This window comes from Nocardia sp. CA-129566 (assembly GCF_050956075.1).
Classification (GTDB): Bacteria; Actinomycetota; Actinomycetes; order Mycobacteriales; family Mycobacteriaceae; genus Nocardia.
On sequence record NZ_CP192085.1, the window covers coordinates 7,930,864 to 7,955,165 of the forward strand.

21 protein-coding genes and 2 tRNA genes are annotated in these 24,302 nt (G+C 66.4%); 13 read left to right on the top strand and 10 right to left on the bottom strand.

Annotated features, from left to right (window positions below):
* Positions 1-76 precede the first annotated feature (76 nt).
* The 9 genes from prfA to argS all read right to left on the bottom strand — a co-directional run bounded on the left by prfA (position 77) and on the right by argS (position 11,080).
* The gene (gene prfA / locus ACQP0C_RS35290; protein ID WP_433727157.1) at positions 77-1,147 is read right to left on the bottom strand and encodes a peptide chain release factor 1; all 1,071 of its coding nucleotides are present in this window, start codon (positions 1,145-1,147) and stop codon (positions 77-79) included.
* Positions 1,148-1,230: 83 nt separating this feature from the next.
* Positions 1,231-1,467 (bottom strand): 50S ribosomal protein L31, encoded by a 237-nt coding sequence (gene rpmE, locus ACQP0C_RS35295; protein WP_354953468.1) that lies wholly within the window; start codon positions 1,465-1,467, stop codon positions 1,231-1,233.
* A gap of 429 nt (positions 1,468-1,896) precedes the next feature.
* Positions 1,897-2,019, bottom strand: coding sequence for a hypothetical protein (locus ACQP0C_RS35300; RefSeq protein WP_354953470.1), 123 nt, complete (start codon positions 2,017-2,019; stop codon positions 1,897-1,899).
* 82 nt (positions 2,020-2,101) lie between these two features.
* Positions 2,102-4,174 carry a transcription termination factor Rho gene (rho, locus tag ACQP0C_RS35305; protein ID WP_433727159.1) on the bottom strand — a complete coding sequence of 691 codons (2,073 nt, stop codon included), beginning with the start codon at positions 4,172-4,174 and terminating at the stop codon, positions 2,102-2,104.
* Positions 4,175-4,518: 344 nt separating this feature from the next.
* Positions 4,519-5,475, bottom strand: a complete 957-nt coding sequence (gene thrB / locus ACQP0C_RS35310; protein ID WP_433727164.1) for a homoserine kinase — start codon at positions 5,473-5,475, stop codon at positions 4,519-4,521.
* Positions 5,476-5,506: 31 nt separating this feature from the next.
* Entirely contained in the window at positions 5,507-6,655 is a 1,149-nt protein-coding gene (thrC, locus tag ACQP0C_RS35315) for a threonine synthase (protein WP_433727166.1), read from the bottom strand.
* Positions 6,652-8,007 (bottom strand): homoserine dehydrogenase, encoded by a 1,356-nt coding sequence (locus ACQP0C_RS35320; protein WP_433727168.1) that lies wholly within the window; start codon positions 8,005-8,007, stop codon positions 6,652-6,654. Before ACQP0C_RS35320 ends, thrC begins: the two co-directional genes overlap by 4 nt.
* Positions 8,004-9,425: a diaminopimelate decarboxylase gene (gene lysA / locus ACQP0C_RS35325; protein WP_433727170.1), complete on the bottom strand. Its 1,422-nt coding sequence runs from the start codon at positions 9,423-9,425 to the stop codon at positions 8,004-8,006. The genes ACQP0C_RS35320 and lysA overlap by 4 nt, the downstream gene beginning before the upstream one ends.
* Entirely contained in the window at positions 9,422-11,080 is a 1,659-nt protein-coding gene (gene argS / locus ACQP0C_RS35330) for an arginine--tRNA ligase (RefSeq protein WP_433727172.1), read from the bottom strand. Before argS ends, lysA begins: the two co-directional genes overlap by 4 nt.
* 112 nt (positions 11,081-11,192) lie before the next feature.
* Between argS and ACQP0C_RS35335 the strand changes: the two genes are divergently transcribed.
* The 10 genes from ACQP0C_RS35335 (at position 11,193) to ACQP0C_RS35380 (ending at position 21,001) form a co-directional block, all read left to right on the top strand.
* The gene (locus tag ACQP0C_RS35335) at positions 11,193-12,137 is read left to right on the top strand and encodes a DUF3105 domain-containing protein (RefSeq protein WP_433727174.1); all 945 of its coding nucleotides are present in this window, start codon (positions 11,193-11,195) and stop codon (positions 12,135-12,137) included.
* On the top strand, positions 12,138-12,869 hold the full coding sequence (locus ACQP0C_RS35340) for a DUF305 domain-containing protein (RefSeq protein ID WP_433727176.1): 732 nt from the start codon (positions 12,138-12,140) through the stop codon (positions 12,867-12,869).
* Between the two features lie 126 nt (positions 12,870-12,995).
* Positions 12,996-13,071 (top strand) — tRNA-Arg (locus ACQP0C_RS35345).
* Between the two features lie 498 nt (positions 13,072-13,569).
* Entirely contained in the window at positions 13,570-14,211 is a 642-nt protein-coding gene (locus ACQP0C_RS35350) for a UTRA domain-containing protein (protein ID WP_433727178.1), read from the top strand.
* Positions 14,208-14,993 (top strand): glycosyltransferase, encoded by a 786-nt coding sequence (locus ACQP0C_RS35355; RefSeq protein WP_433727180.1) that lies wholly within the window; start codon positions 14,208-14,210, stop codon positions 14,991-14,993. Before ACQP0C_RS35350 ends, ACQP0C_RS35355 begins: the two co-directional genes overlap by 4 nt.
* A 92-nt stretch (positions 14,994-15,085) precedes the next feature.
* Positions 15,086-15,829, top strand: a complete 744-nt coding sequence (locus ACQP0C_RS35360; RefSeq protein WP_433727182.1) for an Rv0361 family membrane protein — start codon at positions 15,086-15,088, stop codon at positions 15,827-15,829.
* 14 nt (positions 15,830-15,843) lie between these two features.
* Positions 15,844-17,250: a metallophosphoesterase gene (locus ACQP0C_RS35365; RefSeq protein WP_433727184.1), complete on the top strand. Its 1,407-nt coding sequence runs from the start codon at positions 15,844-15,846 to the stop codon at positions 17,248-17,250.
* Positions 17,251-17,376: 126 nt separating this feature from the next.
* Positions 17,377-18,396 carry an iron ABC transporter substrate-binding protein gene (locus tag ACQP0C_RS35370; RefSeq protein ID WP_433727186.1) on the top strand — a complete coding sequence of 340 codons (1,020 nt, stop codon included), beginning with the start codon at positions 17,377-17,379 and terminating at the stop codon, positions 18,394-18,396.
* A 2-nt stretch (positions 18,397-18,398) separates the two neighbouring features.
* Positions 18,399-19,952 (top strand): ABC transporter permease, encoded by a 1,554-nt coding sequence (locus ACQP0C_RS35375; protein WP_433727188.1) that lies wholly within the window; start codon positions 18,399-18,401, stop codon positions 19,950-19,952.
* Positions 19,949-21,001, top strand: a complete 1,053-nt coding sequence (locus ACQP0C_RS35380) for an ABC transporter ATP-binding protein (protein WP_433727190.1) — start codon at positions 19,949-19,951, stop codon at positions 20,999-21,001. Before ACQP0C_RS35375 ends, ACQP0C_RS35380 begins: the two co-directional genes overlap by 4 nt.
* A gap of 66 nt (positions 21,002-21,067) precedes the next feature.
* Here the strand turns inward: ACQP0C_RS35380 and ACQP0C_RS35385 are convergent.
* Positions 21,068-21,142 (bottom strand) — tRNA-Cys (locus ACQP0C_RS35385).
* A gap of 254 nt (positions 21,143-21,396) precedes the next feature.
* Between ACQP0C_RS35385 and ACQP0C_RS35390 the strand changes: the two genes are divergently transcribed.
* The 3 genes from ACQP0C_RS35390 (at position 21,397) to ACQP0C_RS35400 (ending at position 24,239) form a co-directional block, all read left to right on the top strand.
* Positions 21,397-21,945: a MarR family winged helix-turn-helix transcriptional regulator gene (locus tag ACQP0C_RS35390; protein WP_433727192.1), complete on the top strand. Its 549-nt coding sequence runs from the start codon at positions 21,397-21,399 to the stop codon at positions 21,943-21,945.
* A gap of 227 nt (positions 21,946-22,172) precedes the next feature.
* Positions 22,173-23,132 carry an Hsp70 family protein gene (locus ACQP0C_RS35395; RefSeq protein ID WP_433727194.1) on the top strand — a complete coding sequence of 320 codons (960 nt, stop codon included), beginning with the start codon at positions 22,173-22,175 and terminating at the stop codon, positions 23,130-23,132.
* 282 nt (positions 23,133-23,414) lie between these two features.
* Positions 23,415-24,239 (top strand): DUF6159 family protein, encoded by an 825-nt coding sequence (locus ACQP0C_RS35400; protein ID WP_433727196.1) that lies wholly within the window; start codon positions 23,415-23,417, stop codon positions 24,237-24,239.
* Positions 24,240-24,302 lie beyond the last annotated feature (63 nt).

The window sequence follows — 24,302 nt, forward strand, 5'->3', positions numbered from 1 at the left end:
TTGGCGTACCCGGTGAGTTACCCATGTTGTCACCGAGTCGGTTGATTTCTCCGCAACATCGGGCCGATGGCCTCGACTATTCCGCCGCCATGCGCGCTTCGCGATCCGCCTTCCCCAGCGCATCCAGGACTGCGTCCATATCACCGTCCAGCACGGCGTCGAGGTTGTGCGCCTTGAAACCGATGCGATGGTCGGCGATCCGGTTCTCCGGGAAGTTGTAGGTGCGGATGCGCTCGGAGCGGTCGACCGTGCGGATCTGGCTGGCCCGGCCCGCCGCGGCCTCCTGATCCGCCTGCTCCTCGGCCAATGCCTGTAGCCGGGCCGCGAGCACCTGCATGGCGCGGGCCTTGTTCTGCAGCTGGGAACGCTCGTTCTGACAGGTCACCACGATGCCCGAGGGCAGGTGGGTGATGCGGACCGCGGAGTCGGTGGTGTTGACGCCCTGGCCGCCCTTACCGGACGATCGGTAGACGTCGATGCGCAGATCGGATTCATCGATCTGCACCTCCTCCACCTCGTCGGGCTCGGGGTAGATGAGCACGCCCGCGGCCGAGGTGTGGATGCGGCCCTGGGATTCGGTGACCGGAACGCGCTGGACGCGATGCACACCGCCCTCGAACTTCAGGCGCGACCAGACACCGTCCCTGGTGGCGTCGCGGCTCTTGATCGAGAGCGTCGCATCCTTGTAGCCGCCCAGGTCCGAGACGGTGACTCCGAGGATTTCGACCTTCCAGCCGTGCCGCTCGGCATAGCGCACATACATGCGGGCCAGGTCCGAGGCGAACAGCGCGGATTCCTCGCCGCCCTCGCCGGATTTGACCTCGAGCACCACATCGTCGCCGTCGTGCGGATCGCGCGGGGCGAGCAGGTCGGCCAGCTGCTGCTCCAGCTCGACGACCTGGCTCTGCAGATCGGGCACCTCGGCCGCGAAGGTGGCGTCATCGGCCGCGAGCTCTTGGGCGGCGTCGAGATCGTCGCGCGCGGCGGTGAGTTTGTTGTAGGTGGCCATGATCGGGGCCAGCTCGGCGAAGCGTTTGCCGACCCGGCGTGCGGCGCCCGGATCGTTGTGCAGCGCCGGATCGGCCAGCTGCAGTTCCAGGCCCGCGTGCTCGGCCAGAATGTCATCGATCGCGGACGGTTGCGTCATGGTGCTTCCTCTCTTACCAGTACTGGCCATATAAAAGCGCCGACGCCCGGCCTGCTGAGCAGGACCGGGCGTCGGCGAGGAAGCTACTTGCTGTCTGCGTCGGCCTTCTTGCCCGCACGCTTGCCGTAGCGAGCCTCGAAGCGGGCCACGCGACCACCGGTGTCGAGAATCTTCTGCTTGCCGGTGTAGAACGGGTGGCACTGCGAGCAAACTTCGACGGTGATGTGTCCCGACTCCTTGGTGCTGCGAGTCTGGAAGGTGTTGCCGCAACCACAGACGACCGTGGTCTCGACATACGCCGGATGAATTCCTGCCTTCATGGGTGTCCTCTCGATATTGGTCGCCGGGTCGCCCATGCAGATCGCGCGGACGTGAACCGGAACCGACTAGGCGGGAGGTCTGCTCACCAGAGCAGACGCAACAGCCGTTCAGTATGCCAGAACGGCGGTTACGCTCCCAAAACGCCCCCGACCGTCGGTTTGTTCCCCACCCCTAGGTAGTCCCCAAGTCTCATTGCCAATTGAACTATTGGCACGCGTTGATCGTGTTCTTACGGAACCCTTAATTCGGGTAGTGCGCTACTCGTGGATACGAACACCACTGTTCATAGAGTTTTAGGCCTGATGCACATCGGCGTGCCGAGACAGAAAGGAGAACCCTGTGAACAGCCGCGTTGCGCTGGCGGTCTTCGTTTCGTTGATTCTCACTGTCGCGGTCGGCTTGCTTACCGTTCCGGATCGCCCGGACACCTACGCGTACGCGAAACCCACTGCCGCACAGTTCGATCCGGCCAATACCGCCGCGAGCACCGGGAGCCCGGCCGCCACGACGGCGATCATCCTGGCCTTCATGATCGCGGGCGCGGCAGGCATCGGCGTCGCCTTCTTCAGCCCCAGAACGCCGAAAGGGCCCCGCGTACACGGAGCCCCTTCGGCAGTGAAACCGGTCCTCGACCTACTCGTCCAGCGCACCCGGCGCGGTCTTGCTGACCTGCATCAGGAACTCGAGGTTGTTCTTGGACTTCTTCAGGCGGTCGATCAGCAGATCGATCGCCTGGTGCGAGTCCAGGCCGGACAATACGCGGCGCAGCTTGTGCAGCACCGCGGCTTCGTCGGGGCTCAGCAGTAGCTCGTCCTTACGAGTACCGGACGGGTTGACGTCAACGGCCGGGAATACGCGCCGTTCCGCGATCTTGCGGTCCAGCTTGAGTTCGGCGTTACCAGTGCCCTTGAACTCCTCGAAGATCACCGTGTCGCCGGTGGAACCGGTCTCGACCATGGCGGTCGCGATGATGGTCAGCGAGCCGCCGTTCTCGATATTGCGCGCCGCGCCGAGGAACCGCTTGGGCGGGTACAGCGCGGTCGAGTCGACACCACCGGAGAGGATGCGGCCCGAAGCGGGCGAAGAGTTGTTGTACGCACGGCCCAATCGGGTGATCGAGTCGAGCAGCACCACAACGTCTTTGCCCATTTCCACCAGGCGCTTGGCGCGCTCGATGGCGAGTTCGGCGACCGAGGTGTGATCTGACGGCGGCCGGTCGAAGGTGGAGGCGATGACCTCACCCTTCACCGAACGCTGCATATCGGTGACCTCTTCCGGACGCTCGTCGACCAGCACGACCATGAGGTAGACCTCGGGGTTGTTGATGGCGATGGCGTTGGCGATGTCCTGCATGATCGTCGTCTTACCGGCCTTGGGCGGGGAGACGATCAGGGCGCGCTGGCCCTTGCCGATCGGCATGATCAGGTCGATGACGCGGGTGGTCAGCTTGTTCGGCTGGGTTTCGAGCCGCAGGCGCTGATTCGGGTACAGCGGGGTGAGCTTGGCGAATTCGGGGCGCCGCTTGGCCGCCTCGACCTCACCACCGTTGACCGTGTCCAGCCGCACCAGCGGATCGAACTTCTGGCGCTGGTTGCTCTGCTCACCGTCACGTGGAGCGCGCACCGCACCGGTGATCGCGTCACCACGGCGCAGGCCGTTCTTACGGACCAGGTTCATCGAGACGTAGACGTCGTTCGGTCCGGCCAGATACCCGGAGGTGCGCACGAAGGCGTAGTTGTCCAGCACGTCGAGGATGCCCGCGACCGGCTGCAGGACGTCATCCTCGCGGATCTCGAGCTCGCGGGCCTCACCGCCGCCACCGGCGCCGCCCTCGCGGTCGCGACCACGACGACGTTCCCGGAAGCGACGTCCCCGCCGTCCGCGACCGCCCTCGTCCTCGTCACCGCCACGGCTGGCGTCGCTGCGGCCACCGCCCTCGCCGCCACGGCCGCCATTGGCACTGCCGTTCTGGCTGCGTTCGCTCTGGCCGCGTTCGCTCTGGCCGCGCTCGCTCTGGCCGCGCTCGCCGCCCTGGCCCCGCTCGCGACGGCGTTCGCCCTGCTCCTGGTCCGATTTGGGCTCGTCACCACGGGCCTCGCCCGCAGCGGCCTCGCCACCGGCGCGCGCCTGGTCACGCCCGCGGCGCTGCCTGCCGCGACCGCGCTGACCGGCCTCGCGACCGGAATCCTCGGTGGTCTCCGACGGCGCGGCATCGGCCTGCGCCTGCTCGGCCTTCGGCTCGGCCGACTTGTCAGCGGACTTCGGCGCTGCGGCTGCCGCGACGGTCTCCTGAACGGGAGCGTCCTTCGCCGGGGCCTCCTTCGCCGGAGCGGGAGCCTCTTTCGCCGGGGCGGAGGCAGCGGGCGCCACATCGAGGGTGCCCTGCTCGGCCTTTACCGGCGCCGCCTTGGCGGCATCCGCATCGGACTTCACCTCGCCACGCGCGGACTTTTCCGGCTTCGCCGACTTTCCGGCCTGATTTTCCTTGATGGCGGCGATCAAATCGCCTTTGCGCATTCCGGAGGTGCCTCGGATACCGAGCTCCCCCGCGAGCGCGCGCAACTGCGGCAACAACATTCCAGTCAGCCCCGATCGTGCGACGTCGGTTTGTTCGCTCATCTTCGAAATCTGTCCGGAGTCACTTTCGCGGTCCCCCGTCGGGTTGGAATCCACCCCGGGTGTCGCGAGCAGGTCCGTATCTGTCACGGAAATCCTTTCCTTCCCTCGATTGCCGTGTGCCGTTTCGAGGGTTTCGTCCCGCAGTCCGGGCGTTGTGCCGGACTCGGATGCGAGGGCCGAACGCAAAGCTCGGACCGGCGCTTTTGCCGTATCACCTGCCCCGCCGGACCGGCGGCTTCGCCACCAGTTCCTGAAAGGTGGGAGAGATCATTCCAGTTGCGCAGCTACGCAGCACCCCCATGGCCTGGAGGCTCGAGCCTGGAGCCTGCTGGAGCGATTGCCCTGATGAAGCACCGGCGTCTGATGCGCACGATGTACGGACGTGCTCAGGATAGCTGGCAACCTGGAACATCGGCAAGGCAGACGCGCCGTCAGTCGACTCGGACACCTTGCGCGAGTCCCGGCTCGACCACACGCAGCCCGTCGATGGCGGCGAGATCACGGAGTTCGGCGGGGAATTCGCTGGTACCCAAGGCCAGTACGGTGGGCCCGGCCCCGGACACCGTGGCCGCGATACCGGCCGCCCGCAGCCGAGCGATCCAAGTGGTGGTCAGCGGCAGTGCGGGCGCACGCTGGGTCTGGTGCAGACGATCTGCCGTCGCGGGCAGTAGCAAGTCGGGACGCTGCGTCAGTGCGACGACCGCGAGCGCGGCGCGACTGACGTTGAACGCGGCATCGCCGTGCGGCACGACCTCGGGCAACAGGCCGCGGGTGTGCGCGGTCGATGAGCGCTCTTCCGGGATCAGCACCACCGGACGCAGCGCCGGATGCGGATCCAGGCGCACCGCGCGGTAGACGCGGCCGTGATCGGGTGCCGCGACACCGTCATTGGCGGCGTCCGCGGCGGTTTCGGTCCAGGACACCACGATTCCGCCGAGCACGCTGGCCGCGGCGTTATCCGGATGGCCCTCGAATTCCGAGGCCAGCTGCACCAATTCGGCACTGCCGATGGCCAGTGCGGGATCCAGTTTCGCGGCCAGACCACATCCGGCGGCGAGACCGCCGACCACGGCCGATGCCGATGAACCGAGACCGCGCGAATGCGGAATCACGTTGCGGCACACCACATCGAGACCATCGGCCCAGACGCCCGCCGCCTCCAGGCCGCGCTCGATCGCACGTACCACGAGATGCGAAGGGCCCCATGGCACATCGTCGGCGCCCTCACCCTCCACTCGGATGGTGAGGCCGGAATCGGTAGTGCGCACCTCGATCTCGTCGCAGATGCCCAAAGCCATACCGAGCGAATCGAATCCGGGGCCGAGATTGGCACTGGACGCGGGCACCCGCGCGGTCACGGACAGACCGGCGGGCAGCGTCCTGGTCATGACTCCGGCTTGGCTCTCGCGCGAATTCAACTCAGGCCAGCTCGAGTTCGTGGGCGACCGCGATCGGGTCGACCGGAATGGCCTGGACCTGGGGCATGCCCGCGAGTGCGTTATCCGGATCCTTGAGACCGTTGCCGGTGACCGTGCACACGACGGTCAGCCCGGAATCCAGCCAACCCTCCTTGCGGGCGGCGAGCAGGCCCGCGATGCTGGCCGCCGACGCGGGCTCGACGAAGACACCCTCGGTCGCGGCGACCAGTCGGTATGCCGCCAGGATCTCGTCATCGGTGGCGGCGCGGAAGGCGCCACCGGACTGCTCCTTGGCCTCCATCGCGCCGTTCCAGGACGCGGGCGCGCCGATCCGGATGGCGGTGGCGATGGTCTCCGGATCCTTGACCGGAGCGCCATTGACCAGCGGCGCGGCACCGGCGGCCTGCACACCCAGCATGCGCGGCAGCCCGCTGGTGATGCCATCGGCGTAGTACTCGCGGTAGCCGCGCCAGTAGGCGGTGATATTGCCCGCATTGCCGACCGGAAGGGCGTGCACATCGGGGGCCTTGCCGAGCACATCGCAGATCTCGAACGAGGCGGTCTTCTGGCCCTCGATGCGGGCCGGATTCACCGAATTCACCAGACCGACGGTCGGGAATTCCGCGGTGACCTTGCGGGCGAGCTCCAGACAGTCGTCGAAATTGCCGTCGACCTGGATGATCTTCGCGCCGAGCATGACGGCCTGGGCCAGCTTGCCCATGGCGATCTTGCCCTGCGGGATCAGCACGGCACAGCTCATGCCGGCGCGGGTCGCATAGGCGGCGGCCGATGCCGAGGTGTTGCCGGTCGAGGCGCAGAGCACGGCCTGCTGACCGCGGTACTTCGCGTCGGTGATGGCCATCGTCATGCCGCGGTCCTTGAAGGACCCGGTCGGATTCAGGCCCTCGACCTTGAGATACACATCACAGCCGGTCAGCTCGGACAGGTGCGGTGCGGGCACCAGCGGGGTGCCGCCCTCGTACAGGGTGACCGGGTCCCAGTCGGCGGCGCCGGCCAGCCGATCGCGGTAGGCGGCGATCAGGCCGGGCCACCGGGAGTGGACTCCGACCTGTGGCGCGACGCCAGTCGTAGTCCCACCCGTCGCTCGGCCGCCGCCCCTCACAGAATCGCTGCGCGATGCTGTCGTCATTCTTTGGTGCCTTCCAATCTCAGAACGCTGGTCACGGATGTGACGGACTCCATCTCCGCCAGGGCGGCGACGGTGTCCGCGAGCGCCGACTCCGAAGCATGGTGGGTGACCACGACCAAGCGCGCACCCTCACCGTGCCCTTCCTGACGGACGGTGGAGATGCTCACCTCATGCTTGGCGAATTCGCCCGCCACCTTGGCCAGCACCCCGGGGCGGTCTGCCACCTGCAGGTTCACGTGGTAACGCGTGGGCGTATCACCGATCGGCGCGATCGGTAGCTCAGCATAAACCGACTCGCCCGGAGCACGGCCACCATAGAACTTATTGCGCGCGGCCATCACCAGATCGCCGAGCACCGCGGAGGCCGTCGGGGCACCGCCGGCGCCCTGACCGTAGAACATCAGCCGGCCGGCGTTCTCGGCCTCCACGACCACGGCGTTGAACGCACCGGTCACCGCCGCCAGCGGATGCTTGCGCGGGATGAGCGCCGGATAGACGCGCACCGAGACGCGCTCCTTGCCCCCCTCATTCGGACCGGGTTCACCGGGGCCAGCGGCGACCCGCTCGCAGATGGCGAGCAGCTTGACCGTGCAGTCCAGCGCGGAGGCGGTCTCCAGATCCTCCGCGGTGATCTTCGAGATGCCCTCGCGGTACACATCGGCAGCGGTCACGCGGGTGTGGAAGGCCAGTGAGGCCAGGATCGCGGCCTTGGCGGCGGCGTCGTAGCCCTCGACATCGGCGGTCGGATCGGCCTCCGCGTAGCCGAGGCGGGTCGCCTCTTTCAGGGTGACCTCGTAATCGGCACCGGTCTCGTCCATGGCGGAGAGGATGAAGTTGGTGGTGCCGTTGACGATGCCGACGACCCTGTTCACCCGGTCACCGGACAGCGACTGGATCAGCGGGCGCACCACCGGGATCGCGCCCGCGACGGCGGCCTCGAAGTACAGGTCGGCGCGGCTGCGCTCGGCGGCGGCGGCGAGTTCGCCGGTGTAGTCGGCCAGCAGGGCCTTGTTGGCGGTCACCACGGATTTGCCCGCATTCAGTGCGGCCAGGATGAGGCGACGGGCCGGATCGATGCCGCCGATGACCTCGACCACCAGCTCGACATCGTCGCGGGCGACCAGCGCGTCCGCGTCGGTGGTCAATAGTTCGGCCGGGATGCCACGGTCGGCGTCCAGGTTGCGCACGGCGACACCGCGCAGCACCACTGGCGCGCCGACCCGGGCCCGCAGGTCATCGGCGTGGTCGCGCAGAATGCGCACCACCTCGGTGCCGACATTGCCCATCCCGAGGACCGCGACGCCGATCGGGCGGTCGGTTCCCCACACGCCGAACTTCGCAGCTTCCGTCATGATTCCACCTCCAGGCTGAGCAGATCCGCCACCGTTTCCCGGCGCAGAATGAGTCGCGCTACACCATCGCGCACCGCGACGACCGCCGGACGAGTCAGCTGGTTGTACCGGCTGGACATCGAATAGCAGTATGCGCCGGTCGCGGCGACGGCGACCAGGTCGCCGGGGCCGACATCGGCGGGCATCCACGTGTCGCGAATAACGATATCGCCACTCTCACAATGCTTTCCGACGACCCTGGCGACCACGGGGCCGGCGTCGGAGGTGCGCGAGACCAGGCGGCAGTCGTAGTCGGCCTGGTACAGCGCGGGGCGGATATTGTCGCTCATGCCGCCGTCGACGCTGACGTAGCGACGGCGCAGTCCACCGTCGAGTGAGACGTCCTTGACGGTGCCGACCTCGTAGAGGGTGACGGTGCCCGGCCCCGCGATGGCGCGGCCCGGTTCGACGGCGATCTTCGGCTCGGGCAGTCCGGCACGGCTGGCCTCGGTGGCCACCAACTTGCGCAGGCTCGCGGCGAATTCGTCCAACGGCGGCGGATCATCATTGGGCAGATACGAAATACCAAGGCCACCACCGAGATCCAGTGTGGCGATCTGCACAGTACGATCGATGCCGAACTTATCGATGGCCTCACGCAGCAGCCCGAGCATGCGACGCGCGGCGATTTCGAAACCATCGATTTCGAAGATCTGCGAGCCGATATGGCTGTGCAGACCGACAAGTCGGAGATTATCCGCCTCGAAGACGCGAGCCAGCGCCTCCATGGCATCACCGCCCGCGATCGAGAAGCCGAACTTCTGATCCTCGTGTGCGGTCGAAATGTATTCGTGGGTATGGGCTTCCACGCCGACGGTGACCCGAACGAGGACATCCTGCACGACACCGGCGCGGCCCGCGACGGCCTCGAGGCGCTCGATCTCGATCAGCGAATCGACCACCACATGACCGACGCCCGCCTCGACCGCGGCCGTCAACTCGGCGACGGATTTGTTGTTGCCGTGCAAGGCGATTCGGTTCGCCGGGAAACCCGCGTGCAGCGCGATGGCCAGTTCGCCGCCGGAGCACACATCCAGCGATAGGCCCTCGTCGCGGATCCAGCGGGCGATCTCACCGCACAGGAATGCCTTGGAGGCGTAGTGCACTCGCGCGTCCGGACCGAAGGCGGCGACCATATCGCGGCAGCGGGAACGGAAGTCGTCCTCGTCGATGACGAACAGCGGGGTGCCGAACTGGGCGGCGAGTTCGCGTACCGGGACACCGGCCAATCGCACGACGCCGTCGGCGTCGCGAGACGCGTTGCGCGGCCACACATTCGCGGGCAGATCGATCATCTGCCGGGGATCGCTCGGACGCTCCGCGAGGCTGGGGGCGTGCGGGATTTCTGCGTGCCGGGGACCGGCCGGGTGGGCACTCACATGCGCTCCGGTGCACTAACGCCGAGCAGGCCGAGGCCGTTGCTCAGCACCTGTCGGGTGGCATTGGCCAGGGCGAGCCTGGCGGCATTGGTGGGGGTGACGGGTTCGTCGCCGAGGGGTAGCACGCGCAGGTTCTTATTGGTCTGGAACCGGTGGTAGGCACCGGCCAGTTCCTCCAGATACCGCGCGACGCGGTGCGGCTCCCGCAGACTCGCCGCGCTGGCGACCGCACGCGGGTACTCGCCGATGGTGCGGATGAGTTCGCCCTCTTCATCGGCGGTGAGCAGACCGAAATCCGGGGTCACCGTGTCATATTCGAATTCGGCGGCGTTGCGCGCGATGGACGCGGTCCTGGCGTGTGCGTATTGCACGTAGTAGACCGGGTTTTCGTTGCTCTGACTGGTCCACAGGTTCAGGTCGATATCGATACTCGAGTTCACCGAACTGCGCACCAGCGAGTACCGGGAGGCGTCGACGCCGATGGCCTCGACCAGATCGTCGAGGGTGACCACGGTGCCGGCGCGCTTGCTCATCCGCACTGCCACACCGTCTTTGACCAGGTTGACCATCTGTCCGATCAGCACCTCGACGGTGGCCGGATCATCGCCGAACGCGGCAGCGGCGGCCTTCAACCGGCCGATGTAGCCGTGATGGTCGGCACCGAGCATGTAGATGCACAGGTCGAACCCGCGCGCACGCTTGTTCTGGAAGTAAGCGATATCACCGGCGATATAGGCGGCATTGCCGTCGCTCTTGAGGACCACCCGGTCCTGATCATCGCCGTATTCGGAACTGGCGATCCACCAGGCCCCGTCCTTCTCATAGAGATCGCCGGAGTCCTTGAGCTTGGTGACGGCCTGTTCGACCGCGCCGGACTCGAACAGCGAACTCTCGTTGAAGTACACATCGAAGTCGGTGCCGAAATCGTGCAGCGCCTCCTTGATGTGGGCGAACATCAGCTCGACGCCCTCGGCGCGGAACAACTCCGTCTGCTCCCGCTCGGGCAGGGTCAGCGCTTCGGGGTGCTCGGACACGATCTTGGTGGCGATCTCGCCGATGTACTCGCCCGCGTAGCCGTTCTCCGGGGTCGGCGCGCCGGTGGCGGCGGCGACCAGCGATTTGGCGTAGCGGTCGATCTGCGCGCCGTGGTCGTTGAAGTAGTACTCGCGGGTCACCTCGGCGCCCTGCGCGGCCAGGATGCGGCCGAGCGCGTCACCCACCGAGGCCCAGCGGGTACCGCCCAGATGCACCGGACCGGTTGGATTGGCGGAGACGAATTCCAGGTTGATCCGGGTGCCCTTCAGGGCGTCCGCGGTGCCGTAGTCCGCGCCCGCGGTCAGCACCTGGCGCAGAATCGCGCCCTGTGCGGACGCGGCCAGCCGGATATTCAGGAAGCCGGGACCGGCGACCTCGGCGGTTTCGACGGCATCGGCGTTGCCGAGGGCCTCGGCGAGCCAGGTCGCCAATTCGCGCGGATTCGTACCGGCCTTCTTGCCTACCTGCATGGCCACATTCGTGGCATAGTCGCCATGTTCCGGATTACGGGGGCGCTCCACATTGACCTCGTCGGGCAGGACCGCAGGGTCCAGTCCATGTTCGACAAGCACCTTCGCCGCGGTCGCGCGAAGGAGATCTGCAAGGTCAGCTGGAGTCACGAGTCTCTATCCTATGGTCTGGGCAGGTGTACGCCTCGAGTGGGCACCTCGGCGGAGCCCTCCGCAACCACCCAGCACCATGGACTAATACATGGAAAGAGCACAGCGAGCTATGCCGAGCAGCACGAGCGCCAAATCGGCCAAGGCCGTCCGGGCCGCCGGGAAGGTCGCACCTTCACGCAAAAAAGGTGGCGGCAACGTACCGATGGGCAAAGGCCCACTGAAGAAGCGCCAGATCCCATGGCTGGTCATCGGTGCCGCCGTGGTGATCGTCGCGCTGATCGGGGCACTCGCCTTCAGCCTGGTGCCGAAGTACCGGGACAAGGCCGAGCTCGAGAAGTTCACGCCGAGCGCGCAGAAGAAGGATCCCTCGGATCAGATTGCCGGGGTGACCAAGAAGGATTACCCCGCTGGCCTGCATGTCGCCGGAACGCAGCGCGTCGCCTATGACCAGACGCCGCCGTTCGGCGGTCCGCACGATCAGGTCTGGGCGAACTGCATGGGCGTGGTGTACAGCAAGCCGATTCGCGTGGAGAACGCGGTGCATTCGCTCGAGCACGGCGCAGTGTGGATCGCCTACAACCCCGACAAGGTCGATGCCGCGGGTATCGACGCGCTCAAGCAGAAGGTCGAAGGTAAGCCGTTCACGCTGATGTCGCCGTTCCCGGGCCTGGCGTCGGCGGTCTCGCTGCAATCCTGGGGTCACCAGCTGAAGTTGGACAGCGCCGACGACAAGCGGGTCAACCAGTTCATCACGGCACTGCGCGAGAACCCGTACGCCTACCCCGAGGTGGGCGCGAGCTGCTCCAACCCCGCCTTCGACGCGAACAATCCGACGCCGTACGACCCGACGCCGCCCGGACCCGACGCGGTTCCGATGGACGGCAAGGGCCTGAGCCAGGACCAGACCGAACTCGGCGGCGCGTCCGGTGGTCTGCCCGGCATGCCGAATATTCCTGGCATGCCGAATATCCCCGCTGTGCCCAATATCCCTGGTGTGCCCAATATCCCTGGTGTGCCGACCGGAATTCCGACCCAACCAACGGAAGGTCAGTAGATGCCCGCCGACACCGGTATCGAACCTGACGTCGCCACCGATTCCGCGAGTTTGGGTGCGCAGGCGCGGCGGCAGCGCACCCCCCTGCTGGTACTCGGCGCGATCGGGATTCTGCTGATCGGATTCGCCGTCGGCGTGCTCGCTCGGCTCCCGCTGGACGGCAATTCCGAGCCCGATCCCGGCGCGGTCGATATCGGATTCAGTCAGGACATGTCGGCACATCACGCGCAGGCGGTCGAAATGGCCGGTGTCGCGCTCATCGGCTCCACCGATAACGATGTGCGCAGGCTGGCCTACGACATTCTGACCACTCAGCAGGGTCAGATCGGCCGCATGCAGGGGTGGCTGCAGATGTGGGGCAAGCCGACTCAGAATGTCGACGGCTATATGGGCTGGATGACCGAACAGCCCGGCCACACGCACTCCGGCGCGGGCGCGACCTCGGGCCACACCATGTCCGGCCCATCATCTGCCATGCCGGGTATGGCGACCACCGCGGAACTCACCGCGTTGCGCCAGGCCACCGGCCCCGCCCTCGACACGATGTTCCTGCAACTGATGCTGCGCCACCACCAGGGCGGACTCACGATGATCCAGTACGCCGCCCAGCACGCCGAAACCACCGCCGTGCGCACCCTCGCCGCCACCATGGCAACCACCCAGCAGGGCGAAGCCCAACTGATCTCCACCATGCTCACCGCACGCAACGCAACACCACTGCCGCTGAACTGATCACATGTGTCGGGCCGGAACCGAAACTCCCCGGCCCGACACACTTTTTGGCGGACGCCGATCAATGCGATACGCTTGGCCCCGCCCGATCGCCCGCCACACCCGGCGCCGTTCGAGATCTATCCCGCCCTCGTAGCTCAGGGGATAGAGCGTCTGCCTCCGGAGCAGAAGGCCGCAGGTTCGAATCCTGCCGAGGGCACCAACGAAGAAGGCCCTGACCAGAGCGCATCAAGTCAGGGCCTTTTCTCATTCCAGGGCTCATCCACCCGCAGTGTCACGAGTGTGGGTGGAATTGGCGGGGTGATCGTGGCGAGCCGGTGGTGGTGGCGAAGATTCCGTCCAGCATGATCAATCTGCCGAGTCGCCGCGCGCACGCGTAGTAGACAAGTCGGAGCGAACTCGATCACTTGGCGGCTAGCTCACTCGAGATCATCGGGTCTGCACGTGTGCTCCTGCTCGCGACGATTGTTATCGTGTCCGGTCTCGTCGCGCTCGGCGTGGATGTCCGGGGCTGGGCGTTTAGCGTGATGTTTGTGATATTCCTCGGGGTGACGGCGGTCAGCGTCGGTTATCTCGTCCGGCGGACCCGCGTAACTCCGACAACGTCATAGCCGCCCGCATCCTGGGGGAATCGGTGCCTGTGGCGGGCTTTGGGGTGCATGGTGGTAGTGGGCGTCAATGACACGTTCGAGGAGCGCCAATGGGTGCGAAGTACGAGTGGATCGCGGACGATGTGCGGCACAGGATCGGGATGGGAGGGCGGGTTCGGCGTACCGCGGAACGTCATCAGTGGGAGAAGGACCGGGCGTTGCTGTCGGAAGCGGTCCGAAGGTCCACCGGCGCAACCGAACACGACACCGGGTTGAGCCTCGACGATCTGGAATTCTTCGCCAACTACCAAACGATCGGGGCCGATAGCGGCATTGCTGCCGTCTTCGAGGTGCCGGTCGGAACACCCATCCTGCGCCGCGACTATCGAACCCAGCTCAAGGCCGAAGGCTCTCCGGTCAGCCTGAGCACGTCGTATTTGGTCTATGACGTGGTGGCATCCAATCCGAGGCTGCTCGATGCCGATGAGGAACCGTGGCCCGGTGGCACCCATCACCAGCTGCGGACGGTGAATATCGAGATCGATCACATTGTGGAGTCCATAACCGCGCATCCGCCGAGCGCGACCGAGATGGCGGAACTCGATATCCCGCCCGGTGTCGCGGTCTTGGTCGTACGCAAGCAGATGATCGATACGACCGGACGTACCGTCGAGTTCTCCGACATCGTGCTGCCGGGCGACCGTACCGAACTCGTTTACCTAACTCAGCTCAGCCGATGGGACAGGCCATGACGCAACTCATCTCGGTTATTACGCCCGCCTACCGACCGATCGGCGAATACCTCACCGCAGCATGGGATTCCCTGGTATCGCAGGAACTCCCGCTCGGCTGGACCTGGGAATGGATCGTCCAGGAAGACGGGACGACCGGCGATGTCGCGCCATTGCTCCCGAAGGATCCGCGCATCAAACCGGGATTCGGGCGACGTGGCGGTCCCGGCGTGTGCCGATCGCTCGCCCTCGGCAGGTCCACGGGAACCTTGGTGAAGGTGCTCGACGCCGACGATCAATTGACGCCCGGCACGCTCGCACGCGATATCGCCGCACTCCGGCAGACCGGTGTCGGCTGGACCACCTCGCGCGTCCTCGACCTGCTTCCCGATGGTTCCACGATGGGATTCGACCATGACCCGCCGGAGGGCCGAATCACTTCCGGCACGGTCCTGGAACACTGGCGCGGGCACGGCTACCGCGCCCAAGTCCATCCCGCGAGCCTCTGTATTCGACGGGACCTGCTCTTGGCGGTCGGCGGCTGGATGGCACTGCCCGCCTCGGAGGACACCGGACTGCTGCTCGCGGCCGATGCGCTCAGCGACGGGTGGTTCTCGGCCGAACCCGGCCTCCTGTACCGAAAGTGGGCCGGCCAGGTCACCGCGCATCCCGACCACACCGAGGCCAGGGAGATCGCCGCGCGCATGGGCCTGATCGCCGAACGCGCCGACATTCTCCGCTCGACGACCGAATTCCGGCTGACTCCGATCCCGGACCGACGGCCCCTGGGACAGCTGTCCTAGCTCGGGGCGGATCGCACGCCGGTGTTCGGGTCGCGGAGCTGCACGTTGCCGTAACCTTCCACATAAGCCGGGGTGAGTGGGAGGACGCGACGATGACATATCCGCCGGGCGGGCAGCCGCCATTCGGACAGCCGCAGGAACCGGGGCAGCCGGGTTATGGGCAGTCGTATCCGCAGCCGGGTGGGCAGGGGTATCCGCAGCAAGGGGGTTATCCCCAGCCCGGCGGTCAGGGATATCCGCCGCCTGGCGGTCAGGGTTACCCGCCGCCCGGTGCGCAGGGGTATCCGCCACCCGGTGGTCAAGGGTATGCGCCACAAGGTGCACCCGGATATCCGCCACCGGGCGGAACTCCGCCGGGTTACCCGGGCTATCAGCCGCCGAAACAGCGCAAGACCGGCCTGATCATCGGACTGCTGGTGCTGGTGCTCGTCATCGCGGGTGCAGTGGCCACGGGCGTGGTGCTGACCGTGCAGGGTAAGACGCCGCTCGCCTCGGATGAGAAGAAGATCGAGGTGGCGATCCACGATTTCTACGACACCCTCGGATCGAGTGGTTTCGCCGCGGCGGCGGCCAAGTCGTGTGCGGCCGATCGTGCCGAGTTCGACACGCTGACCGATGAGCAGAAGAAGGAATTCGATACCGCCAAGATCGAGGTCAGCATCGACAAGATCGACGATATCGTCGTCACCGGTGACCGCGCGACGGCCCGGATCACCGGCAAACTCACGCTGACCATTCCAGGCGAGACCCCCGACACCGACACCGGCACCACCGAACACCTGCGCAAGGAAGACGGGAAGTGGAAGGTCTGCTCGGCGGAGGCGGGTAAGAACTGACGTAATCTCGTCGAATGAGCTGCTGCGGACCGTCGCGCCGGACCTTCCTCAGCGCCGTCGGATGGGCCGCGTCGACCGCACTCGCCGCACCGGGTTCGGTTCGGGCCCAACCGAATCCGCTCTTGGCGACCGATTTGGAAGTCGTCACGGTCACCGATCGCTCGGTGATTCTCACCTGGACGACGGTGGCCCCGGATCCGAACGGACGACTGCTGCCGGTCGATACCGACGCCCAGGTGCGCTTGGGTCCGGCGGACTCACCGCTGGCGCCGGGGGCGGTCTACGCCGAGGATGAGCGAACCCCGTTCCACTACGCCGAGATCGACGGCCTCGAACCCGGTCGCACCTACCGATTCGAGGCCTGGTCCAACGGCGCCCGGGCCGCACCGGCCCTCTCGCTGACCACCCTGACCCCCGGAAGTCCGGAATCCACCGGCGAATTCACCACCCTGACACCGCCGCCGGGCCGCCAGCTGCGCACCATCGCCCTCGCCAATGACGTGCACTACGGCGAACAGGTCAGCGGGCTCATCGTCGACAGCCTGCCGCCGGGCTTCCAGCAGGAGCCGGGTCTACCGCCCTATCCGGAGGTGATGCTGGCCGCACTGCTCGATGATCTGCGCCGCCCCGACCGCGGCGCCGACGCACTGCTCATCGCTGGCGATCTCACCGCCGAGGCGAGACCGGAGGAATCGCGCGCGGTCCGCGCACATCTGGACAGCTGGGGCAAGCAGGGCCGCGACTACTTTGCCGTGCGCGGCAACCACGACCGACCGCACATCGGATCGGAATATCAGGGCTGCCTGCCGGCACCCGCGGATCACTACGACTGCTGGGCCGAGCAATTCGATCCACGCCAGCAACTGATCGCGCACGAGGTGGGCGGCCTGCGGCTGCTCGGCCTGGACACCAGTGAACTCGACGGTTCGGGCGGCAGTATCGAACGTCCGCAATTCGACCGGCTCGGCGAACTGCTGCACACCGATCCGGACCGCCCGACGCTGGTATTCGGCCACCACCCGGTGACCGCCGAATCCGGTCTGACCAATACCGCCGGACCGGGTTTCGTCCTCAACCGATCCGATAGCCTCGAACTCCAGACGCTCTACGAACGCGCTCCCGGCGTATTTCTCCAGCACAGCGGCCATACCCACCGCAACCGTCGCACCCGTCCGGATACCGGCTGCGCGGTGGAGTTCCTCGAGGTGGCGGCGGTCAAGGAGTATCCCGGCGGCTACAGCCTGCTGCGCCTGTACGAGGGCGGGTACATGATCAACTTTTACAAAACCCGCACCGCGGCCGCGTGCCGCTGGAGCGCGACGACCCGTGGCGAATACTTCGGCCTGCTGCCGGACTACACGCTCGGCACCTTCGCCGATCGCAATCACGTTGTGCTGCGGGACTTCTCGGGACTGAGCTGACCCGCGCGGCGCACCACGGCGGCCGCGGCCGGACCGATACCATCCGCGCACGTCGAACGCGGTATCTTGCTTAGGTAAGCCTCATCATATGAAGTGGAACCTTGCACGTGTCGGAAGGACTCGAACATGTCGATCAGATGGAAATCGGTTTCCGCGGCGTTGGCCGTCACCGTCGCGGCGATCGGCCTGACGGCCTGCTCGAATTCCTCGGACGACAAGAACGAGATCACCGTCTACAACGCCCAGCACGAATCCCTGACCAAGGAATGGGTGGACGAGTTCACCAAGGAGACCGGCATCAAGGTCACGCTGCGCCAGGGCGGTGACACCGCGTTGGGCAATCAACTGGTCGCCGAGGGCGCGGCCTCCCCCGCCGATGTCTTCCTGACCGAGAACTCCCCCGCCATGGCACTGGTCGAGAACGCCGGACTGTTCGCCGATGTCGACGGCAAGACCCTGGACCAGGTGCCAGCACAGTTCCGGCCGTCCACCGGAAAGTGGACCGGAATCGCCGCCCGCTCAACGGTATTCGTCTACAACAAGGATAAGGTCGCGGCCGACCAACTGCCCGCGTCGCTGCTGGATCTGGCACAGCCGCAGTGGAAGGGCCGCTGGGGTGCCGGCGTTTCCGGCGCCGACTTCCAGGCCATCGTCGCGGGTCTGCTCGCGCTCAAGGGTGAGGACGCCACCAAGGTCTGGCTCAAGGGCATGAAGGACAACGCCACGGCCTTCCCGAACAATGTCGCCACCATGAAGGCGGTCAATTCCGGCCAGCCCGATGGCGGTGTGATCTACCACTACTACTGGTACCGCGACCAGGTCAACACCAAGGAGAGCAGCAACAACACCGCGCTGCACTACTTCAAGAACCAGGATCCGGGCGCCTTCGTCTCGATTTCCGGTGGTGGCGTGCTGAAGTCGAGCAAGAAGCAGGAGTCGGCACAGCGGTTCCTGGCATTCATCACCTCCAAGGCGGGGCAGGAGATCCTGCGCGACGGCACCTCGTTGGAATACCCGGTCGCCAGTGATGTCGCGGCCAATCCGGCGCTGCCGCCGCTGGCCTCGCTGCAGGCACCGGCCGTCGACCCGAGCAAGCTCGACGCCAAGAAGGTGACGGCGCTGATGACCGACGCGGGTCTGCTCTAGTCATGGCCCTTCGGACCGCTGTCGCCGCACCCCGGGTCGGGAGACCAGGGCCGCTGGTCACGATCGTCGCCATGCTGCTGGTGGCGGCGACGTTCGTGCCGCTGGGCTACATCGTGTCCACCGTCTTCTCCACCGGCCTGCACGAAGCCGCACAGCTGGTTTTCCGCCCGAGAGTCGGTGACCTGCTGCGCAATACGGTCGCACTCGTGCTCGTCACCGTGCCCATCTGCGTGGTGCTCGGCGTCGGGCTGGCGTGGGTGGTGGAGCGGACGAATGTGCCGGGCGCGGCATGGTGGGGGCCGGTCTTCGCGGCGCCGCTGGCCGTGCCCGCATTCGTGAACAGCTACGGCTGGGTCAGCGTCTTCCCGACCATGCACGGGCTGTGGGCGGGCGTGGTGATCTCCACGATGTCGTATTTCCCGCTGGTGTATCTGCCCGCGGCGGCCACATTGCGCCGCCTCGACCCGGCGGTGGAGGAATCGGCACGCGCGCTCGGTTCCGGACCGGTAGCGGTGTTCACCCGAATCGTTTTGCCACAGTTGCGATTGGCCATCCTCGGCGGCGGGCTGCTCATCGCGCTGCATCTGCTCGCCGAATACGGCGCATTCGTGATGATCCGCTTCGACACCTTCACCACCGCGATCTTCGAGCAGTATCAATCCAGCTTCGCCGGTCCGGCGGGCAGCATGCTGGCCGGCGTGCTGGTGCTGTGCTGCCTGGTGTTGCTCGCGGCCGAGGCGGGAGCGCGCGGTAAGGCGCGCTACGCCAGGATCGGCAGCGGTGCGCCGCGTGCGGCGACCCGAGTTGCGTTGGGACCGAGCACGATTCCGGTGCTGCTCGCCTTGGCCGCGGTCGTCGCCTGCTCGATCGGGGTACCGCTGTGGACCATCGTGCGCTGGCTGCGCATCGGCGGTGCGCGGGTCTGGGATATCACCGAGCTCGGCACGGCACTCGGGCAGACCATCGCGCTGGCGGCGATGGCCGCGCTGATCACCACGGTGTGCGCGTTTCCGGTGGCCTGGATCGCGGTGCGCTCTACCTCGGCCTTCGCTCGAACGGTGGAGGGCGCCAACTACATTACGAGTTCGCTGCCCGGCATCGTGATCGCGCTGGCCATGGTGACCGTCACCATTCGGTGGGCGCCGCCGCTGTATCAGACGGTGGCCATGGTCGTCGCGGCATATGTGCTGATGTTCCTGCCGCGGGCGCTGGTCAGCGTGCGCGCGGGACTGGCGCAGGTGCCGGTCGGGCTGGAGGAGGTGTCGCGCTCGCTGGGACAGTCCGGTCCGGTCACCTTCGTTCGCGTCACGCTGCGGCTGACCGCACCCGCCGCGGCCGCCGCGGCCGCGCTGGTCTTCGTGGCCGTCGCGACCGAGTTGACAGCGACATTGCTCTTGGCCCCCAGCGGAACTCGCACCCTCGCGATGCGCTTCTGGTCGCTGTCGGGCGAATTGGATTACGCCGCGGCCGCACCCTACGCACTCATCATGATCGTCGCCGCGATTCCGGTGACGTATCTGCTGTTCACCCAATCCAGGAAGGCGGCTGGACTATGAGTCGGCTTGTCGTGGACGCCGTTTCGAAGACCTTCGGCCAGCATCAAGTGCTGGGCGGCATCAGTTTGGACGTGCCCAATGGCAGTTCGACCGCGGTGGTCGGCTCGTCGGGTTGCGGTAAGACCACACTGCTACGGGTGATCGCCGGATTCGAGGCCCCGGATGCGGGTTCGGTCGCCATCGGCACCGAAACCGTGACCCGCGACCGCTTTTCGGTGCCGCCGCAGCGGCGCAATGTCGGCTATGTCGCGCAGGACGGCGCGCTGTTCCCGCATTTGACCGTCGGCCAGAACATCGCCTATGGCCTGCACCGCGGAATCTGCGGTCTGCGGCGTGGTAAGAGCCGGGTGAACGAGCTGCTGGAGATGGTCTCGCTGGATCCGTCCTATGCCGACCGGCGGCCCCATCAGCTCTCCGGTGGCCAGCAGCAGCGCGTCGCGCTCGCCCGCGCGCTCGCCCGCAAACCCAATGTCATGCTGCTCGACGAGCCGTTCAGCGCACTCGATGCCGGGCTGCGCGCCACCACCAGGCAGGCGGTGGCCGAGACGCTGCGCGCGGCGGGTATGACCAGCATTCTGGTCACCCATGATCAGGAGGAGGCGCTGTGCTTCGCCGAGCAGGTCGCGGTCATGCGCGAGGGGGTATTCACCCAGGTGGGCGCTCCGGAAGAGGTCTACGCGGCGCCCACCGACCTGTTCACCGCCAAGTTCCTCGGTGATTGCGTGCTGCTCGACGCGGTGGTCGACGGCGATATCGCCAAATGCGCACTCGGCCGGATTCCGGTGCAGAAGTCGGCGCCGGCCGGTCGGGCGACCATCATGCTCCGGCCGGAACAGCTTGTGGCGCATGTGGTTTCCGATGGCGAACCGAGCAGTGGGATGGTGCGCGATGTGGAGTTCCGCGGGGCGGATGTGATGTTGACCATCGCACTCGACGGGGACACCGACCCGGTGCTGGTGCGCCGTGCCAGCGTCGCCGCGCCGAGCGTGGGTCAGCGAGTGCGATTGGATGCGCTCGGCACCGCCATGGCCTTCGAAGCGGCGGCCTGAACCACGGACACCCGGCTCGGCGGTGGCGTATCACCGAGCCGGGCACCCATGGCGGCGCACCCTTTTTGGAGCGAGCGGCGGGAATTGAACCCGCGTAAACGGCTTTGCAGACCGTTGCCTAAACCACTCAGCCACGCCCGCCTCGCCATGAATATTGCCGTCGTCCCCATCGAATTGCCCACCGTTGCAATCACCGTGATCTCAACCGGCAAACAATGATCGAAACCCGTCACAGCGGCACCATCCGGCGCGACACATCGCAGCAACTGATTTCGCAAGGACATGGGTGACCCACCGGCCGGGCATTCGACCGCCGGTCCGCAAGGCAAATTTCGCGGCACTCGCCCATCGGCGGAAGACCCGGGAAAGTGGGAGAACATGCAATGATCGGAGCCATGTCACGGCCACGCCCGCTCCCGCAGGATCCGATCGAGGAGGCCCATCGCCAGTGGGTCGGCCACGGCTGGGGCGATGTCGCCGACGGCATGGCGGCGGTGACCTCGCTGGTGCGGGCCCAGCAAATCGTGATGGCCCGAGTGGACGAGGCACTGAAACCGACCGGTCTGACCTTCTCCCGATATGAACTTCTCATGTTGCTGTCTTTCAGCAAGACGGGCGCACTGCCGATGGCGAAGGCCAGCGCGCGCCTGCAGGTGCACCCGACCAGCGTGACGAACACCGTCGATCGACTGGAGGCCGCGAAACTCGTCGAGCGCGTACCCCATCCCAGCGACCGGCGTGCCACCCTTATCGAAATCACCGCCGCTGGAAGGGAATTGGTTGCTCAGGCAACCGAGGAACTCAACGCGAAGGTCTTCGCACTCCCCGGACTCCCACCGGATCGGCTGCACACGCTGCTGCAATTGCTCGCCGAATTCCGGCATGCCGCTGGCGACTTCGACACCGGCGACGAACCGGCACGCTGGTCGACGCACGAGGAGTAGCAAACCGCGCAGACCGGTCGGTCCATACACCACCCGAACGACCGAGGGGTAACGGTCTGGCATCCAACTAGCGAATTCCCCGCCCCGTCGTCTTGGCAGCGGACCCGAAAGGGTCCACCATGGAGACCATGGTGCTGGTCTTGGGGGTATCGGCGGGCGCTGGAGGTGCTCGCGCGATGCTGACACATTCCGATCAGCCGCACCTCCCCCCGATTGATCGATGCCAGGTGTCGCGTCGGGCGGGTGGTGGGGTCGAGGAACCGGTCTTCGAGGCGATTCGGCAGATGCGCGCGGCCGCCGACCGGCGCGACGAACTGATCACCGGAACCGCCGTAACCTGTCGCTGCCCACTGCACGCCGACGCCATCCGAACCACCGCGGGCCGCACCCGGTTGACCATCGTCGACGAACCGCTGGCCCAGCTGCGGTATCTGCGTTTCACCGGCCGCCTGCCCACCAGCGGTTCGGTCATCCTCTACGACCTGGGCAGCTCCGGCCTGACCATCACCCACGCCGACTGCCGGACCGACACCATCTTGTCCAGCAAGCACAGTACGGTGCTCGGCGGCGACGGCTACGACGCACTGCTGCGCTGGCAACTCGCCCGCGGCGGGGTGCTCACCGATAAGCTGACCAGCCGCAGGCACCGGGAGGAACTCAGCAGCGCCCGCGTGATCACCGCCATGGACACCAGTTCCGGCGACCGCGCCGTGGTCACCCGCAGCGACCTCGCCGAATTGTGCGCCGCCGGTATCCACCATTCGGCCTCGTTCGTCCGCCAGTTGATCGAAGAAACCGGAGTCCAGCCGGCGGCGCTCGTCCTACTCGGCGGCTGCACCCGCAACCCCAGCATCCGCGCGGAACTGGCCGAAATGATCGAACTCCCGGTCATTTACGACTCCGAGCCGGAGTACGTCTCGGCCCGCGGTGCCGTCCTGCTCGCCGCCGAACGCCCCACCGGCGACGTGCGAATGGCGCGACTGCGCAGCGGAGCGCTGTCGGATTCCCTGCTGCCGACCACCGTCGGCCGCCGCAAACTCATTGCCGCCGCTGCGGTTACGATCGCATTGAGCGCAACGATCGTCGGCCTCCTCGCCGTCGACCACACCGCAGCCCAGCCCCCGGAAGGCGGCAACGCCCCAACCCCCGTCGAAATCGCCGGCATCCCAGCGAAGCCCCTCAACTGAGAGCGCCGCACGACCGGCGTTCCCTAAATTCCCCGGCAGAAGTCCGAACTCCGGCCGCAGTTCTGAAATCGCGGCAACCGTGGCCCACGCGCCGTCTCACTGACCCGCAGCAGGGACCCCGCGCGGCGCATATCCGGCGGGTATGGCGCATAACGTGCACCGTGTGCGAGGTCGCGACAGGGTATGCGAGACCAGATCGGTGGGCTTTAAGGACTCGGCAAGGCGTTCTTTGGGTGGCTGATCAATTGTGGACGCATTCGGTCAATGATCCTGGAGGTAGGAATGGCGTTCGCAACCTCGTGGCAGATGTTCAAGGCGTCGGCCGCGGTACTGAAGGCGCGTAAGGAATTGGCGGTTTTTCCGGCGCTGTCGGCGGTGGCGAGCATTATCGTGGCCGCCACATTCGTGGTACCGCTCATTGCCAGCGATAACTGGGACAGGTCGTCGACGACTACCTATGTGGTATTCGGGCTGATGTATTTGGCCTCGGCATTCGTCACGATCTTCTTCAACGCGGCGTTGATCTCGCAGGCGAATGTCGCACTGCAGGGCGGGGATCCCAGTGTGGCCGAGGGGCTGCGGGCGGCGGGGGCGCGGTCGCCGCAGATTCTGGTGTGGGCGGCGATTTCGGCGACGGTGTCACAGGCATTGCGATGGTTACAGGATCGGGTGCCGTTTCTCGGGGTGATTCTGGCCGCTATCGCGGGGACGGCGTGGCAGGTGGTCACCTTCCTGGTGTTGCCCAAGATCGTGCTGGAGGATCGCAATGTTATTGCCGCGGTGAAGGATTCGTCGGCGACGTTGAAGCGGACCTGGGGCGAGAATCTGGTCGGCAATGCCGGGCTGGGATTGGTCGGTCTGCTGTTCGCGCTGCCGGGGGTTCTGGTGATGTTCGTCGGATTCTTGATGCTCGGCACCGATATCGCAGCCGGATTCGCGGTGGTCGGGCTCGGCATCGCGTGGCTGATCGTGACCGCGGTCGTCGTATCCGCGCTGTCGGGTATCTACCAGACCGCGCTGTACCGGTACAGCGTTGACGGCAACGTGCCGCTCGCGTTCGCCACCGCGGATCTGTCGCAATCGTTCCGGCAGCGTGGCCGCCGCTGATCGAATACACCTGTGCCCGGCCGAGATTCACTCGGCCGGGCACAGTTCTTGTTCGAATACCTC

What these genes read in the sequence shown, in the direction of transcription:
- prfA (WP_433727157.1), bottom strand. Translation starts at nt 1,147, where the DNA reads ATGACGCAACCGTCCGCGATCGATGACATTCTGGCCGAGCACGCGGGC.
- rpmE (WP_354953468.1), bottom strand. Translation starts at nt 1,467, where the DNA reads ATGAAGGCAGGAATTCATCCGGCGTATGTCGAGACCACGGTCGTCTGT.
- ACQP0C_RS35300 (WP_354953470.1), bottom strand. Translation starts at nt 2,019, where the DNA reads ATGCCTGCCGCGCCCGCGATCATGAAGGCCAGGATGATCGCCGTCGTG.
- thrB (WP_433727164.1), bottom strand. Translation starts at nt 5,475, where the DNA reads ATGACCAGGACGCTGCCCGCCGGTCTGTCCGTGACCGCGCGGGTGCCC.
- thrC (WP_433727166.1), bottom strand. Translation starts at nt 6,655, where the DNA reads ATGACGACAGCATCGCGCAGCGATTCTGTGAGGGGCGGCGGCCGAGCG.
- ACQP0C_RS35320 (WP_433727168.1), bottom strand. Translation starts at nt 8,007, where the DNA reads ATGACGGAAGCTGCGAAGTTCGGCGTGTGGGGAACCGACCGCCCGATC.
- ACQP0C_RS35335 (WP_433727174.1), top strand. Translation starts at nt 11,193, where the DNA reads ATGCCGAGCAGCACGAGCGCCAAATCGGCCAAGGCCGTCCGGGCCGCC.
- ACQP0C_RS35340 (WP_433727176.1), top strand. Translation starts at nt 12,138, where the DNA reads ATGCCCGCCGACACCGGTATCGAACCTGACGTCGCCACCGATTCCGCG.
- ACQP0C_RS35350 (WP_433727178.1), top strand. Translation starts at nt 13,570, where the DNA reads ATGGGTGCGAAGTACGAGTGGATCGCGGACGATGTGCGGCACAGGATC.
- ACQP0C_RS35355 (WP_433727180.1), top strand. Translation starts at nt 14,208, where the DNA reads ATGACGCAACTCATCTCGGTTATTACGCCCGCCTACCGACCGATCGGC.
- ACQP0C_RS35360 (WP_433727182.1), top strand. Translation starts at nt 15,086, where the DNA reads ATGACATATCCGCCGGGCGGGCAGCCGCCATTCGGACAGCCGCAGGAA.
- ACQP0C_RS35365 (WP_433727184.1), top strand. Translation starts at nt 15,844, where the DNA reads ATGAGCTGCTGCGGACCGTCGCGCCGGACCTTCCTCAGCGCCGTCGGA.
- ACQP0C_RS35370 (WP_433727186.1), top strand. Translation starts at nt 17,377, where the DNA reads ATGTCGATCAGATGGAAATCGGTTTCCGCGGCGTTGGCCGTCACCGTC.
- ACQP0C_RS35375 (WP_433727188.1), top strand. Translation starts at nt 18,399, where the DNA reads ATGGCCCTTCGGACCGCTGTCGCCGCACCCCGGGTCGGGAGACCAGGG.
- ACQP0C_RS35380 (WP_433727190.1), top strand. Translation starts at nt 19,949, where the DNA reads ATGAGTCGGCTTGTCGTGGACGCCGTTTCGAAGACCTTCGGCCAGCAT.
- ACQP0C_RS35390 (WP_433727192.1), top strand. Translation starts at nt 21,397, where the DNA reads ATGTCACGGCCACGCCCGCTCCCGCAGGATCCGATCGAGGAGGCCCAT.
- ACQP0C_RS35400 (WP_433727196.1), top strand. Translation starts at nt 23,415, where the DNA reads ATGGCGTTCGCAACCTCGTGGCAGATGTTCAAGGCGTCGGCCGCGGTA.